Raw genomic sequence first — 14498 nt, 5'->3', positions numbered from 1 at the left:
AAACAAATAAGAATATGGAACTCGAATCAATTTTATTACCGGGCGTTGAAGCTAAAAGACCGATTGTCATTGCCGGCCCGTGTAGCGCAGAAACGGAAGAACAAGTAATGGATACAGCCAAACAACTGGCTGCTAAAGGACAAAAAATATATCGTGCCGGAATCTGGAAGCCGCGTACCAAACCGGGAGGTTTCGAAGGTATCGGTGTAGAAGGTCTTGCCTGGCTGAAAGAGGTGAAGAAAGAAACTGGAATGTATGTTTCTACGGAGGTAGCAACAGCCAAACACGTTTACGAATGTCTGAAAGCGGGAATCGATATTCTTTGGGTAGGTGCACGCACCACTGCCAATCCTTTCGCCGTACAGGAAATCGCTGACGCACTGAAAGGGGTTGATATCCCTGTATTGGTTAAGAACCCGGTGAACCCGGATCTCGAATTATGGATCGGAGCACTGGAACGTATCAACAACGCTGGTTTGAAGCGTCTGGGTGCTATCCACCGAGGTTTCAGCAGTTATGACAAAAAGATCTATCGGAATCTTCCCCAATGGCATATTCCTATCGAACTGCGCCGCCGCATCCCTAATCTTCCGATTTTCTGTGATCCGAGCCATATCGGTGGAAAACGTGAGTTGGTTGCACCGCTTTGCCAACAGGCTATGGACTTGAATTTCGACGGTCTGATTGTAGAAAGCCACTGCAACCCGGATTGCGCATGGAGCGATGCTTCTCAACAAGTTACTCCGGACGTACTCGACTATATCCTCAATCTGTTGGTAATCCGTACGGAAACACAGTCTACCGAAAGTCTGGCACAGCTCCGTAAACAGATTGACGAATGTGACGACAATATCATTCAGGAATTAGCAAAAAGAATGCGTGTGGCCCGTGAAATCGGTACTTACAAAAAAGAGCACGGAATCACAGTCCTTCAAGCCGGACGTTACAATGAGATTCTGGAAAAACGTGGCGCGCAGGGCGAACAATGCGGTATGGACAGCGAGTTTATGAAGAAGATTTTCGAAGCCATCCACGAAGAATCAGTTCGTCAACAGATGGAAATTATTAATAAATAGTTAGAGTGAAGGTGTGTCATAATGAATAATAAAACGCAGATTAACGCAAATTATCGCAGATTATTTCAATTATATTGATATATTAATCAACGACTTATAAAATTATTTCTGCGATAATTTGCGTTAATCTGCGTTTTGACACACTCTCACTAAATAATAAACATTATGAGAATATTAATCCTTGGAGCCGGTAAAATGGGCTCCTTCTTTACTGATATTTTGAGCTTTCAACACGAGACGGCCGTGTTCGACGTCAACCCGCACCAGTTGCGTTTCGTCTATAACACATATCGTTTTACCACATTGGAGGAGATTAAGGAATTTGAACCGGAACTGGTTATTAATGCCGCCACAGTAAAGTACACGTTGGATGCCTTTCGCAAAATACTGCCTGTACTACCCAAAGACTGTATCATTAGTGACATTGCCTCTGTAAAAACCGGACTGAAGAAGTTCTACGAAGAAAGTGGTTTCCGCTACGTTTCCAGTCACCCTATGTTTGGCCCAACTTTCGCAAGTCTTAGCAATCTAAGCAGTGAAAATGCCATCATTATCAGTGAAGGCGACCACCTGGGAAAAATATTCTTCAAAGACCTCTATCAGACATTACGGTTGAACATCTTTGAATATACTTTCGATGAGCACGACGAAACAGTAGCCTACTCGCTTTCTATTCCGTTCGTATCGACGTTCGTATTTGCTGCCGTAATGAAACATCAGGAAGCCCCGGGAACTACGTTCAAAAAGCACATGGCAATCGCCAAAGGGCTGCTAAGCGAAGATGATTACCTGCTTCAGGAAATACTGTTCAACCCACGCACTCCGGGACAAGTGACTAATATCCGGACAGAGTTGAAAAACCTTCTCGAAATCATCGAAAACAAGGATGCGGAAGGTATGAAAAAGTATCTGACGAAGATCCGGGAAAAGATTAAATAATCAATACCGGTGCCAAGATTTAACGATCCCCTGCAAAAAAGTTCTTTGCAGGGGATTTTTTTATGTGTACCTTTGTATCCGCAAAAACGGATTCACAGGAGAAAGAATGATAGATCAAATTACCATAGACCGGATATTGGACGCGGCACAAATTATGGATGTCGTTTCTGACTTTGTCACCCTGCGCAAACGTGGTGTCAATTATGTCGGTTTGTGTCCGTTCCACAGTGATAAAACTCCTTCTTTTTATGTCTCTCCCGCTAAAGGATTATGCAAATGCTTTGCTTGTGGAAAAGGTGGAAATGCCGTGCATTTCATTATGGAGCACGAGCAGATGTCTTATCCGGAAGCATTGAAGTACCTTGCCAAGAAATATAATATCGAAATCAAGGAACGGGAATTAAGCGACGAGGAGAAGTTTGTGCAAAGCGAACGTGAAAGTCTGTTTATTGTCAATAACTTTGCACGCGATTATTTCCAGAATATACTAAAGAATCATATAGACGGCCGTAGCATCGGTATGGCCTATTTCCGTAATCGTGGCTTTCGCGATGACATTATTGAGAAATTTCAGTTAGGTTACTGTACCGAAAGTCATGATGCATTTTCCAAAGAGGCAATCCAAAAAGGATATAAGAAAGAGTATCTGGTAAAGACCGGACTTTGTTATGAAACGGATGACCACCGGTTACGGGATCGTTTTTGGGGACGTGTTATTTTCCCTGTCCATACGCTTTCCGGCAAAGTGGTGGCTTTTGGCGGACGTGTACTTGCCAGTGCAACGAAAGGGGTTAAAGTTAAATACGTCAATTCGCCCGAATCGGAAATTTACCACAAAAGTAACGAATTATACGGTATATATTTCGCCAAACAGGCTATTGTAAAGCAGGACCGTTGTTTTTTAGTTGAAGGATATACGGATGTGATCTCCATGCATCAATCCGGCATAGAGAATGTGGTTGCTTCTTCGGGAACAGCCCTCACGCCAGGACAAATCCGTATGATCCACCGGTTCACCAACAATATGACAGTGCTTTATGACGGTGACGCAGCAGGTATCAAGGCTTCTATCCGGGGAATTGATATGTTATTGGAAGAAGGGATGAACATCAAGGTCTGTCTTCTTCCCGATGGAGACGACCCGGACTCTTTTGCCCGTAAACATAACTCTACGGAATTTCAAGCCTTTATCTCGGAACATGAAACGGACTTTATCCGCTTCAAGACAAACTTGTTGCTGGAGGATGCAGGAAAAGACCCTATCAAGCGTGCGGAACTGATTGGTAACCTGGTACAAAGTATCTCTGTCATTCCGGAAGCGATTGTTAGAGATGTTTATATCAAAGAATGTGCCCAACTACTTCATGTAGAAGACAAACTGCTTGTAGCGGAAGTCGCCAAAAGGCGGGAAACTCAAGCAGAGAAGCGAGCCGAGCAAACGGAACGGGAACGCCGGATGGCTGAAAGAACGGCTATGATGTCACAAGGCAGCACACCTCCTGAAGATGTTCCAATGCCTAATGGAGATATTCCGTTACCTCCTGAAGTGGATGGCGGATATACAGATGTTCCTCCTGCTCTGCAGGAAGACAGTTATGCTTCCTTTATTCCACAGGAAGGAAAGGAAGGGCAGGAATTCTACAAATTCGAGCGACTGATATTACAGGCGGTAGTTCGTTATGGAGAGAAAATCATGTGTAACCTGACCGATGAAGAAGGAAACGAAATTCCGGTAACCGTCATTGAATATGTAGTTAATGATCTGAAAGAGGATGAGTTAGCCTTCCATAATCCGCTGCACCGCCAAATGTTATCGGAAGCTGCTGCACACATGCACGACTCCAACTTCATTGCCGAACGTTATTTCCTGGCACATCCTGATCCGGTAATCAGTAAATTGAGTGTAGACTTGATTAATGTGCGTTATCAGCTTAGCAAATATCACTCCAAGTCCCAAAAGATCGTGACGGATGAAGAGCGGCTCTATGAACTGGTGCCGATGTTAATGATTAACTTCAAGTATGCAATCGTAACAGAGGAATTGAAGCACATGCTTTATGCCCTACAAGATCCTTCTCTTGCCCATGATAATGAGAAATGCGACTCACTTATGCAACGCTATAATGAGTTGAGAACCGTACAAAGCATCATGGCAAAACGGTTGGGAGATCGCGTCGTTTTACGATAAGCTTATTTGTTCAGTAAGTAGAAAACGGATTATACTCTTCCGTGTTGAATCAGATTCATAAACTCTTCACGAGTCTTTGCCTGATTGAAAGCTCCGGTAAAGTCAGAAGTAGTAGTAATAGAGTTTTGTTTTTCTACACCACGCATCTGCATACACATGTGTTTGGCTTCCACCACCACCATTACTCCCAGTGGATTCAGCGTTTCCTGAATGCACTCTTTGATTTGCAGTGTCATGCGTTCCTGCACTTGCAGACGATGAGAGAATATATCGACTACACGGGCAATCTTACTCAACCCTGTGATATAGCCATTAGGAATATAAGCCACGTGCGCCTTTCCGTAGAACGGCAACATGTGATGTTCGCAAAGAGAGAAGAAATCGATATCTTTTACAATCACCATCTGGCTATATTCTTCCTGGAATTTAGCAGAACGAAGCACTTCGTGAGGGTCCATGTGATACCCTTTCGTCAAGCTTAACATCGCCTTAGCCACCCGTTCCGGAGTTTTCAACAACCCTTCCCTTTCGGCATCTTCACCCAACAAAGTTATAATACTACGATAATGACTCTTCAACTCCTCCAGATTCGGAGAAACAATTTCTTCTTTTTCTAACATGATACAATTATAAAGGAATATTGATCTGGTCTCTTACAATAGAAACCTCTTTGAACACACCGGTAGCTTTCAACCGACGCATCATTGCGTCCGCTTCTTCAATGCTACGGAAATCACCTACACGACAAAGCCAACGAGGTGGATTGAACGAAGTATATACCGTCAATTCAGGAAAATACTCTTTCACACGCGATGCTACATGATAAGCATCATTCTTCGCCTGACGAGTATTGTTACCGGCATACGCCTGGATTCTGAACCCGGAAGTCTTTATTACTTTCTGTTCACCTGTTGCAGGACGTTCCATACCTATCAGAGCCTCAATGCGGGGATCTTGATGGATAGTCACCTTTCCTTGCCCCGGAATGTTACGTTCCAGACTCTTGATAATACTTTGCGCTTGCGCAAAAGTAGCTGTCAAAACAAACAATAGGGTAAGTAAAACCTTCATTATTAAACAGTTGATAGTTGATAAATGATAGTCGGAAAATGATAGTTGAAAAATGATAGTTGAAAAGATAAACGATAGTCGATAGCAAGCTATACTGCATAGCAACTATCAACTATCATTTATCAACTATCATTTAATTGAAGGCATCAATGATACCTTTAAAATCAGATACTTTCAAAGCAGCACCACCAATCAAACCACCATCAACGTCCGGGTTAGCGAACAGTTCTTTAGCGTTAGAAGGTTTGCAGCTACCACCGTAAAGGATAGAAGTATTGTCTGCGATTTCTTTACCATACTTGTTAGCTACGATAGAACGGATGAAAGCATGGATTTCCTGTGCTTGTTCAGGAGAAGCAGTTTTACCTGTGCCGATAGCCCAAACCGGTTCGTAAGCCAATACAATCTTAGAGAAGTCTTCAGCAGACAGAGAGAATACAGATTCCATCTGTGCAGCTACCACTTCGTTCTGCTTGTTAGCTTCGCGTTCTTCCAACACTTCACCGATACAGAAAATCGGAGTCAGACCGTTAGCCAAAGCCAATTTTACTTTTTCTTCGAGGATAGCAACTGTTTCACCGTAATATGCACGACGTTCAGAGTGTCCCAAAATTACATATTTTGCACCTGTAGAAGCAACCATTTCAGCTGAAACTTCACCTGTATATGCACCTGATGCTTTGTCTGCACAGTTTTCAGCACCTACACCGATCTTTGCAGCGTCTACCAACGGAGTAACAGAAGCCAGGTGGATGAACGGAGTACAGATGATTACATCACAGTTAGGCTTTTCGTTAGCCAATGCTTCGTTCAATTCTTTAGCCAAAGCGATACCCTCTTGAAGGGTTTTGTTCATTTTCCAGTTTCCTGCAACAATGTTCTTTCTCATTTTGTTTTTTATTTTAAAGGGTTAATAAATTTACGATTTCACGATTGACGATTGAACGATCGGGATTAGCGTTCGTTACAGAGGCCGCTCGTTATCATTCATTCTTTTCTTGTTCTTCTATTTTCGGATTCTCCGCTTTTAATTCTTTGCTTTTCATCTCTTCCTCTTGTTGCTTCCGCTTCGCGTTTTTCCGTTCTCTGCGGCGAACGACCAAAACATCCACCCCAAGCACTAGCAACAACGGAATAACAAACCATAAGAATACATATCCCACCGTATGAGTGTCACTGCTCACTTTCTGTTTTCCTAACGGCAGATTTTCCAGCTTGTCCGTCAGCACATATTCATCCGGTATATCCTCATCACTCCATTTATTCAGAATTGTTCCGTTCTTAATCAGTATCAATCCCGGATTGGAACGAACCATTGTCTTTAATGTAATATCATCCATCTGACAGAAAGGATATTCGGCTCCCGTCTTGTCCTTCCACAATTCGATCTGTTCTTCCGGTGAAGAAGTGAGGCAGTAAAATTTATAACCATGCTCCACCGAATAGTCATATATCTCATTAATCAAATCAATGTTACTATCATCCGCCTCTTCAATCCGATGGGCAACCAACAGGAAAGTGTATCCTATATCCGTCAACACATCGTCTGTTATATCTTCACCCGTATTCAGATCAATCATAGAGAAATCGTGAATAGCCGGTTCATATCCTTTTTCCTTCAGAATTGTCCGTGTGTCGATAAATGTCCAGGTACTATCCGGATAGTTATCCAACGTAAATTCTTTCTTCTCTCCGTTCTTTTCCAAGATAAAGATGCTTTCATATACACTCGGTTTCGCTCCTTCGGGCATTGTCATCCCTTCCGGAATATTCTTTCCGATCTTGTAAGGACGAAAGTCTAAAACTGGCAGACGGTCCAGACAATAGAACGACAAAGTAAATACAAAGAACAGCGTATAGAGAGAAACCAGCCACTCCATCTTCACACTGATAAAACGGATCAGCATCCTCCTGTGGCGGAAAGCCATCATTGCTGCAAACAGCAGAATTATATTCTTGCCGAATGTCTCCCAGTTTGTCAACACCCAGGCATCTCCAAAACAACCACAGTCCGAAACCGGATCAAAGATGGCAAGATACAAGGTCAGTGGTGTCATGAAAATCATCAGCATCAAAGCCAATGAAGTAGCCAACGTTCTTCTGGTAGCAAAGAATAAGGAGATACCGATAAAAAACTCAACGGCTGACAAGATGATGCCTCCCAATAAAGGGAAGAATGAAGGGAACCAGGAAGCTATTCCGAATGCGGTCAGATAATCCTGTATCTTATACTGGAACCCCAGTGGATCAACTGCCTTTACAAATCCGGAAAAGATGAACGATGCCGCCAAAAGAAAGCGACACGTATTCGCCACTACCTCCTGAATGATATGTAAGTTCTTATCCTTCAAATTCTATCTTAATTAGTCCGAAAACAGAGTAATTAATCATATCCATATAATTGGCATCAATTCCCTCTGACACCAATGTGTTGCCGGCCAGGCTCTCAATCTGCTTGGTACGGTAAATCTTCATCAAGATCAAGTCTGTGTAAGAGCTGACACGCATGCTCCGCCAGGCTTCATCATAATCATGGTTTTTGGCAAGCATCAGGTCTAATGCCTCTTTTGCATACTTATCGTATAAAGCCATCGCTTCTTCATTGCTGATGTCGGCAGATTCGGCATAACCCAGTTCCAACTGGATGAGTCCGACAATGCCATAATTGACAATCGCAATAAACTCTGCACGGATTCCCTCGTCAATCAAGGTCACTCCTTTGGTTTCAATACTACGAATCCGATTGGCTTTAATAAAAATCTGGTCAGTCACCGAAGCCGGACGCAGGATACGCCATGCAGGCCCGTAATCGTGCAGCTTCTTGGAAAATAAGTCACGGCACAAAGCGATGACATGTTCAAATTGTTGCTTGGTATCTTTCATCTTCTTCCAAATAGTGCGCAAAGGTAACAATAATTAAGTAAAAACAGAAAGAGGGCACTCTAAATTATATTAAAGTGCCCTCTTCTAAAGATATTGTATTACTGTTTTATAAGCTATCTATTTTATGAACAACGCAAAACCTGTCCGATACGCAAAGTCGTGGTCGGTTTGATGCGGTTCAGTTTGCAAAGCGTGCTGACTGATACGCCGCGTAACTTAGCAATGCGGGACAATGTATCGCCACTCTTCACCTTGTGATAACGGATGGTACCGTCAGCCACCTGCGTGTCATGAGAACCTGCACGCTTCATACCTTTTGCTTTACGGAACGTATAAGTATCGGCAACGATATCCTGTTTCGGGAAGTCGAACATATAAATCGGATTAATGGCAATTCCCAAGAAGCGGGTTTCGAAATGAAGGTGCGAACCTGTAGAGCGTCCGGTGTTACCACCCAGACCAATCGGTTCACCGGCTCTCACCAGCTGGTTTTCTTCAACCAGTTGTTTGGATAAGTGTCCGTATATTGTTTCCAGTCCATTATCATGACGGATCACAACATATTTACCATATCCTCTACGCTCGTACTTTACAATACGCACTTTACCGTCGAAAGCAGAAACAATCGTATCACCAATATTTACTTTCAAGTCGAGACCATTATGCATTCTTCTCCAACGAGGTCCGAAAGGTGAAGTTATCTTTGTACTGGGAGTCGGCATACAGAAACCGGTCAAATCGATAGTATATGTTTCGGGAACAATTGCATTCCCATAAGAATGAGCATACTGGTTATTCCAGTTTGAATAAAGACTTAGGGCGGGATATTCGGACTGTTCGGTGCGGATTTGCTTCTGCAAGGCCAAAGAGTCTACTGACTTTAATTTCTTGTCTATCGGTGCTTGGCGGGCAATCAGGTCTTGCGAGAAAGAGTTCAGACTGACCATAGCCGCAACAGCGACCAATCCTGTTTTAATAATGCTAAAATTCATTCGTTCTTTGTCAATTCAATTAATATTCGTCGTTTGCATACAGGTAGTCAAATGTTGCCTGCTTGTAATCGAATATTTCTTCCGGTTTAAAAAATCTCGTTAATTCAACAGCTGCGGTCTCCGGAGAATCGGAAGCATGAACTATGTTCTCTTGAAAGCTCATACTGTAATCCCCACGAATAGTACCTGGAGCAGCCAGACGTCCATTAGTCGGTCCCGCCAACGTACGGACTGTTTGAATAGCATCCACACCCTCAAAACAACAAACAATGACAGGAGCTGTCATCATGGAATCTTTCACACGCTGAAAGAAAGGTTTGCCGCTAAGGTGGGCATAATGTTCGCTTAACAATTCATCAGTCAGTTGCATCATCTTCATGCCGGCCAACCGTAATCCTTTACGCTCAAAGCGATGAGTAATCTCACCTATCAATCCCCTTTGAAGGGTACACGGTTTTAAAATGACCAGCGTTTTTTCAAGCATAATACTCGACTTTGCAAATGGTTAAACAATACATTTACTAAAAAAATTCCCCCAAAGGTAGTATTTTCCTACGAAAAGACAAGGGAGCTATTAACTATTTTTCAGATGCTTAGTACAAAAAGAGGGGGTAATTGGGGCGTTAAACTCCTATAAATAGGGAGGATAGAGGTGAAATATGTTTTGCAACACATTTACGCAAATAAACTGCATGTTTAACCGTTTTTCAGCTTATGGCAGCCCAGTTAACATTCGTTTTCCGTAAGGCTTTAAGCTGTCGCCATAAGATTTCGTTCTCCGGACTTTGTGCTGCAGGGTCTTGTTCTACTATGCTTTCAGCTATAGCACGAACGTATTGCAACAGTTGTCCGTCACGGACAATATCCGCGATCTTCAAATCGAAAGCGATACCGCTTTGCTGCGTACCTTCAAGATCACCGGGACCACGCAATTTCAAATCAGCTTCTGCTATTTCAAAGCCATCATTGGTGCGCACCATGATTTCCAATCGTTTCCGGGTATCCTCCGTCAACTTGTAATTCGTCACCAGAATACAATAAGACTGTTCTGCTCCACGCCCTACCCGGCCACGCAACTGATGTAACTGCGATAACCCGAAACGTTCTGCATTTTCTATAATCATCACCGAAGCATTCGGAACGTTCACTCCCACTTCGATGACGGTGGTAGCTACCATAATCTGCGCTTTCCCCGAGACAAAAAGCTGCATTTGCTCCTCTTTCTCGGCAGGTTTCATTTTGCCATGCACTTTACAAACCGTACACTTCGGAAACTCTTCCAGAATATACTGATAGCCTTCTTCAAGATTCTTCAAATCAATCTTTTCGCTCTCTTTAATCAGCGGATAGACAATATAAACCTGACGGCCTTCGTCGATCTGCTTACGCACCGAACGATACATGCTTTCCCGGCGATTATCGAATTGATGGATGGTAGTAATCGGTTTTCTTCCGGGAGGAAGTTCATCGATAACAGACACGTCCAAGTCACCATACAAAGTCATCGCCAACGTACGGGGAATGGGAGTGGCAGTCATTACAAGTACATGCGGAGGTTGCACATTCTTACTCCAAAGACGGGCACGTTGAGCCACACCAAAGCGATGTTGTTCGTCAATCACAACGAAACCTAAAGAAGAAAAATTGACAGTATCTTCAATAACTGCATGTGTTCCTATTAATATCTGCACATCTCCGGTCAGCAATCCGGTCAGAATCGCTTCTCTCCTTTTTCCTTTAATAGAACCCGTCAGTAACTCAACACGAATGTCCATGCCAAAAAGCAATTCCTTGATGGTTTCGTAGTGCTGGTTTGCCAGGATTTCGGTAGGTGCCATCATACAAGCCTGATAGCCATTATCCAATGCCAGCAACATACTCATCAAGGCAACCAGTGTTTTTCCGCTTCCTACATCTCCCTGCAAAAGACGATTCATCTGCCTGCCACTGCCGACATCGTTCCGTATTTCTTTCAATACCCGTTTCTGCGCACCTGTCAGTTGGAAAGGAAGGTTCTTTGTATAAAATGTATTGAACACATCTCCCACTTTTTCAAAGATGTATCCACGATACCTTTTCTGCCTGTCTTTGGCATATCGGAGAATGTTTAACTGAACATAAAACAGTTCTTCAAATTTAAGACGGTATTGTGCCCGACGGAGGACATCGGGATTGGTCGGGAAGTGGATGTTCCGGAGCGCTTCCGTCAAAGGCATCAAATGATGCTCCGTCAGCAACTTGGGAGAAAGTGTTTCAGGTAGAGGCTCCTGTATCTGCTGAATCACCGTTGCCATCATCTTCTCAATCGCGTGAGAGTTGAGGAAACTGCGTTTCATCTTCTCCGTCGTACTGTAATAAGGTTGCAGCCCCACCGAGGAAAGTTTCAAATCATCCGGTTTGTCTACATCAGGATGCGCCACATTGATACGTCCGTTGAAAACTGTCGGTTTGCCGAAAATGATATATTCCTCGTGGAGTTTATACTTTCCCAAGATATACTTTATACCTTGAAACCACACCAAATCCACGACTCCTGTACCATCCGAGAAATGCGCTGTCAGACGGCGCTGCCGTCCTTCACCAATGGTCTCGAAACCGAGGATTTCTCCTTTCAACTGGATATACGGCATATTGCCATCTATTTCATGAATGTAATAGATGCGGCTCCGGTCAATATATTTATAAGGGAAATAATAAATTAAATCGTGCAAGGAGTAGATTTCCAACTCCTTATTTAATACAGCGGCTTTTTGAGGGCCTACACCGGAGATAAATTTTATGTCGCGTGTGGCTAAATCGAACATTTATAAAAGAGCACTCCCTACTTTTAAATCGAAAGGTGTTGTTATTTTTATATTTTCACGGTTGCCTTCTGCCAGATAAACGGGCATTCCCATCGCTTCCACAACGGAAGCATCATCTGTAAAGAAGGGGGTAAATTCCTGGGCATAGGCTTGTTTCAGCAACTCTACATCAAACACTTGCGGCGTTTGCACCAGTTTGTAATCCATCCGGCTGACTGTTTCACTTCCTGCATCTGTCAAATGGCGAAGCGTCTCTACTACATCCACCACAGGAATCACAGCTTTTTGCACCTCTGCCAACTCATAACAACGGCGAATCACTTCTACTGATACAAACGGGCGTACTCCATCATGCACTCCCACCAATCCCGGCTCTTGCACCAGTGCCAGCCCGTTCTTTACGGAATGGAAACGTGTTTCACCTCCTTCTGCAAGGACATGTTTCACCGTAAAATGATGTTCATCGCAAAGTTGCTTCCAGAAACGTTGTTGCTCCTTCGGAAGTACCAATATGATTTGAAGCGTCTCGTCATATCTCCTGAAGACTTCCAGGGTATGCATTAACACAGGTTTATCACCCATGGGAAGGAATTGTTTGGGGAGATCACTTCCCATTCGCAAGCCCTTTCCACCGGCAACAATGATTACATATTTCTTCATGGGCGGTTTAGCGTTTAACGCACATCGCTTCTACCAGTTCGTCTACTTTTTCTTTACCTACCAACAGATCAACGATTGCCAAGGCAAATTCCATAGCGGCACCCGGTCCCATACCCGTAATGATGTTTCCATCACGTACGACATGTGTATTTACACATTCGGCACCATCCAGATATTGTTCAAAACTCGGATAACAGGTAGCCTTCTTTCCTTTCAGCAGTCCCAGTTTACCCAACACCATCGGAGCAGCACAAATGGCAGCAATAGGTTTACCTTTTGCTGCAAAATCAAGAATCAATTTACGCAATCCTTCGTGCTTGTCAAGTGTAGCAGCTCCCGGCATTCCTCCCGGCAACAACAAAAGTTCAGCATCGAAGAAATCACAATTCTCGAAATTGATATCGCAAAGAACGGATACATCATGTGCTCCTACTACAATTTCATCCGGTGTAACGGATACGATTTCTACATTCAGTCCGGCACGTCTCAACGTGTCAATAGCAGTAAAGGCTTCAATTTCTTCAAAACCATCTGCAAAAAAAGCGTATACAGTTCCCATAATGCTTAATATATTTGGTTAATGATACTATCTCAAGTTAAAATAATAGGTGATTGTCCCTGTCTGGTTATTCACTCCATCGATCGTATTAAAACGGGCTTTCTTAGCTGCATCCTCCGCCGCCTTACGTAAAGCGGAATTTACAGTGTTCGTTTGAGGGCTAATGCTGGTCGACACTACTTGCCCTGCGGGATTCACGGTGATATTCACCACTACACGTCCTTCTTCCTGCACGTTATATGCAGGCTTCGGCAAACTACCCGTACCTAAAGAACGTCCGCCAAGGTCAAATGTTCCATAACCACCAGTTCCGGTTTTCGCTCCGGTAGAAGAATTACCTTCTTTACTACCTTCGGTTCCCGTACCACTGGTTGCCGTGCCCTTATTACCCGTCATTTGCGCTCCTTTTCCGAACGCACCGGATACTCTCTTTTTAGCGGCCTCTTCGGCAGCTTTGCGCTCACGTTCCGCTTTTTCCTCCGCCAGTCGTTTCGCTTCTGCAGCTTTTTCCGCCTCCGTTTTTTCCGGCTTCTTCACCGGTTCTTTCGGCTTGACCACCTCTTTAGGTTTCACCGTCTCTTTTTTCGGTTCTTCCGTCTTAGGCTTCAAAGTGACCGTTTCCTCTTCAGTCTGTGTCAGTAAATCCTGTTCAGAAGGGAGTTGCGGTTCTGTTTCCGCAGGCGGTGCTGCCGCATCTTCATCCATGATATCCACATCTACCAGAGAAGGATCATCAAAGCCGCTCGCTGTATCCACATTCCCCAGCATCACAGGTACTCCACCTGCATCTTCATCCGGTTGGGGGACAGTAAAGCTCACCAGAATCAAAAGAGCAATCACTGCCACATGCACCAACAGTGCACCGAGCGCTCCTATGTATTCACCCTTTTTTCTTCTGTCCATTGTTTCTTATTTATTTTCAGGCGGGCGGGTAGCCAGCACCATCTTAAAATGATTCTCGTTTGCAATGTTCAATACCCTTACAATCTCACGGTAAGGTACCGATTCATCAGCATACAATGCCACATACATTTCCGGTTCCTTCTCTGCACAACTCTGCAAAAAAGAGGTCAGATCGTTCAACGCCACCGGCTGCTCTTTTTCATTGCCGAAAGCGGCATAGAAATTCAAGTCCTTATCGATAACCACTCTTGTCAGCGGTTTGGCCGAAGTCTGCTGCTTGCCTTGAGGCAACAATACCTTTATGGCATTGGGCGACACCACCGTAGAGGTTATCATAAAGAATATCAACAACAGGAAGATGACGTCCGTCATGGAGGCCATACTGAAATTGGGCGATACTCTATTTCTTCTTTTTAATCCCAT

General features: G+C 43.8%; 15 protein-coding genes. 3 read left to right on the top strand and 12 right to left on the bottom strand.

Annotated features, from left to right (window positions below; all coding sequences use genetic code 11):
• The first annotated feature begins 14 nt into the window (after positions 1-14).
• The 3 genes from H8796_RS10140 to dnaG all read left to right on the top strand — a co-directional run bounded on the left by H8796_RS10140 (position 15) and on the right by dnaG (position 4203).
• Positions 15-1076: a bifunctional 3-deoxy-7-phosphoheptulonate synthase/chorismate mutase type II gene (locus H8796_RS10140; protein ID WP_004297264.1), complete on the top strand. Its 1062-nt coding sequence runs from the start codon at positions 15-17 to the stop codon at positions 1074-1076.
• 165 nt (positions 1077-1241) lie between these two features.
• A complete protein-coding gene (locus tag H8796_RS10135) occupies positions 1242-2015 on the top strand; it encodes a prephenate dehydrogenase/arogenate dehydrogenase family protein (protein WP_055167702.1) in 774 nt (257 codons plus the stop codon).
• A 106-nt stretch (positions 2016-2121) separates the two neighbouring features.
• Positions 2122-4203: a DNA primase gene (gene dnaG, locus H8796_RS10130; protein WP_117934561.1), complete on the top strand. Its 2082-nt coding sequence runs from the start codon at positions 2122-2124 to the stop codon at positions 4201-4203.
• 29 nt (positions 4204-4232) lie between these two features.
• Here the strand turns inward: dnaG and folE are convergent, their stop codons facing one another.
• The 12 genes from folE to H8796_RS10070 form a co-directional block, all read right to left on the bottom strand.
• Positions 4233-4823, bottom strand: coding sequence for a GTP cyclohydrolase I FolE (gene folE, locus H8796_RS10125; protein ID WP_004297261.1), 591 nt, complete (start codon positions 4821-4823; stop codon positions 4233-4235).
• A gap of 7 nt (positions 4824-4830) precedes the next feature.
• Positions 4831-5274 (bottom strand): SPOR domain-containing protein, encoded by a 444-nt coding sequence (locus H8796_RS10120; RefSeq protein ID WP_004297260.1) that lies wholly within the window; start codon positions 5272-5274, stop codon positions 4831-4833.
• Positions 5275-5407: 133 nt separating this feature from the next.
• Positions 5408-6163, bottom strand: a complete 756-nt coding sequence (gene tpiA, locus H8796_RS10115) for a triose-phosphate isomerase (protein ID WP_004297259.1) — start codon at positions 6161-6163, stop codon at positions 5408-5410.
• A 94-nt stretch (positions 6164-6257) separates the two neighbouring features.
• Positions 6258-7625: a BT_3928 family protein gene (locus H8796_RS10110; protein WP_117934563.1), complete on the bottom strand. Its 1368-nt coding sequence runs from the start codon at positions 7623-7625 to the stop codon at positions 6258-6260.
• The gene (locus H8796_RS10105) at positions 7615-8157 is read right to left on the bottom strand and encodes a DUF1599 domain-containing protein (protein WP_004297257.1); all 543 of its coding nucleotides are present in this window, start codon (positions 8155-8157) and stop codon (positions 7615-7617) included. Before H8796_RS10105 ends, H8796_RS10110 begins: the two co-directional genes overlap by 11 nt.
• A gap of 122 nt (positions 8158-8279) precedes the next feature.
• Positions 8280-9149 carry a peptidoglycan DD-metalloendopeptidase family protein gene (locus tag H8796_RS10100; protein ID WP_117934565.1) on the bottom strand — a complete coding sequence of 290 codons (870 nt, stop codon included), beginning with the start codon at positions 9147-9149 and terminating at the stop codon, positions 8280-8282.
• Between the two features lie 19 nt (positions 9150-9168).
• On the bottom strand, positions 9169-9633 hold the full coding sequence (gene ndk, locus H8796_RS10095; RefSeq protein ID WP_022275728.1) for a nucleoside-diphosphate kinase: 465 nt from the start codon (positions 9631-9633) through the stop codon (positions 9169-9171).
• A gap of 223 nt (positions 9634-9856) precedes the next feature.
• A complete protein-coding gene (recG, locus tag H8796_RS10090; RefSeq protein ID WP_117934568.1) occupies positions 9857-11953 on the bottom strand; it encodes an ATP-dependent DNA helicase RecG in 2097 nt (698 codons plus the stop codon).
• Positions 11954-12613 carry a 2-C-methyl-D-erythritol 4-phosphate cytidylyltransferase gene (locus H8796_RS10085; RefSeq protein WP_117934571.1) on the bottom strand — a complete coding sequence of 220 codons (660 nt, stop codon included), beginning with the start codon at positions 12611-12613 and terminating at the stop codon, positions 11954-11956. It lies immediately after the preceding gene.
• Between the two features lie 7 nt (positions 12614-12620).
• Positions 12621-13172 (bottom strand): DJ-1 family glyoxalase III, encoded by a 552-nt coding sequence (locus H8796_RS10080; protein ID WP_117934574.1) that lies wholly within the window; start codon positions 13170-13172, stop codon positions 12621-12623.
• Between the two features lie 27 nt (positions 13173-13199).
• Positions 13200-14075 carry a cell envelope integrity protein TolA gene (locus tag H8796_RS10075; RefSeq protein WP_117934576.1) on the bottom strand — a complete coding sequence of 292 codons (876 nt, stop codon included), beginning with the start codon at positions 14073-14075 and terminating at the stop codon, positions 13200-13202.
• A 6-nt stretch (positions 14076-14081) separates the two neighbouring features.
• The gene (locus H8796_RS10070; RefSeq protein WP_004305499.1) at positions 14082-14498 is read right to left on the bottom strand and encodes a biopolymer transporter ExbD; all 417 of its coding nucleotides are present in this window, start codon (positions 14496-14498) and stop codon (positions 14082-14084) included.

The organism is Bacteroides sp. M10, assembly GCF_014334015.1.
Classification (GTDB): Bacteria; Bacteroidota; Bacteroidia; order Bacteroidales; family Bacteroidaceae; genus Bacteroides; species Bacteroides intestinigallinarum.
This window is presented reverse-complemented; position numbering and strand designations above follow the sequence as displayed.

Coding starts and splice junctions, on each gene's coding strand:
- H8796_RS10140 (WP_004297264.1), top strand. CDS start 15: ATGGAACTCGAATCAATTTTATTACCGGGCGTTGAAGCTAAAAGACCG.
- H8796_RS10135 (WP_055167702.1), top strand. CDS start 1,242: ATGAGAATATTAATCCTTGGAGCCGGTAAAATGGGCTCCTTCTTTACT.
- dnaG (WP_117934561.1), top strand. CDS start 2,122: ATGATAGATCAAATTACCATAGACCGGATATTGGACGCGGCACAAATT.
- folE (WP_004297261.1), bottom strand. CDS start 4,823: ATGTTAGAAAAAGAAGAAATTGTTTCTCCGAATCTGGAGGAGTTGAAG.
- H8796_RS10120 (WP_004297260.1), bottom strand. CDS start 5,274: ATGAAGGTTTTACTTACCCTATTGTTTGTTTTGACAGCTACTTTTGCG.
- tpiA (WP_004297259.1), bottom strand. CDS start 6,163: ATGAGAAAGAACATTGTTGCAGGAAACTGGAAAATGAACAAAACCCTT.
- H8796_RS10105 (WP_004297257.1), bottom strand. CDS start 8,157: ATGAAAGATACCAAGCAACAATTTGAACATGTCATCGCTTTGTGCCGT.
- H8796_RS10100 (WP_117934565.1), bottom strand. CDS start 9,149: ATGAATTTTAGCATTATTAAAACAGGATTGGTCGCTGTTGCGGCTATG.
- ndk (WP_022275728.1), bottom strand. CDS start 9,633: ATGCTTGAAAAAACGCTGGTCATTTTAAAACCGTGTACCCTTCAAAGG.
- recG (WP_117934568.1), bottom strand. CDS start 11,953: ATGTTCGATTTAGCCACACGCGACATAAAATTTATCTCCGGTGTAGGC.
- H8796_RS10085 (WP_117934571.1), bottom strand. CDS start 12,613: ATGAAGAAATATGTAATCATTGTTGCCGGTGGAAAGGGCTTGCGAATG.
- H8796_RS10080 (WP_117934574.1), bottom strand. CDS start 13,172: ATGGGAACTGTATACGCTTTTTTTGCAGATGGTTTTGAAGAAATTGAA.
- H8796_RS10075 (WP_117934576.1), bottom strand. CDS start 14,075: ATGGACAGAAGAAAAAAGGGTGAATACATAGGAGCGCTCGGTGCACTG.
- H8796_RS10070 (WP_004305499.1), bottom strand. CDS start 14,498: ATGGGATTAAAAAGAAGAAATAGAGTATCGCCCAATTTCAGTATGGCC.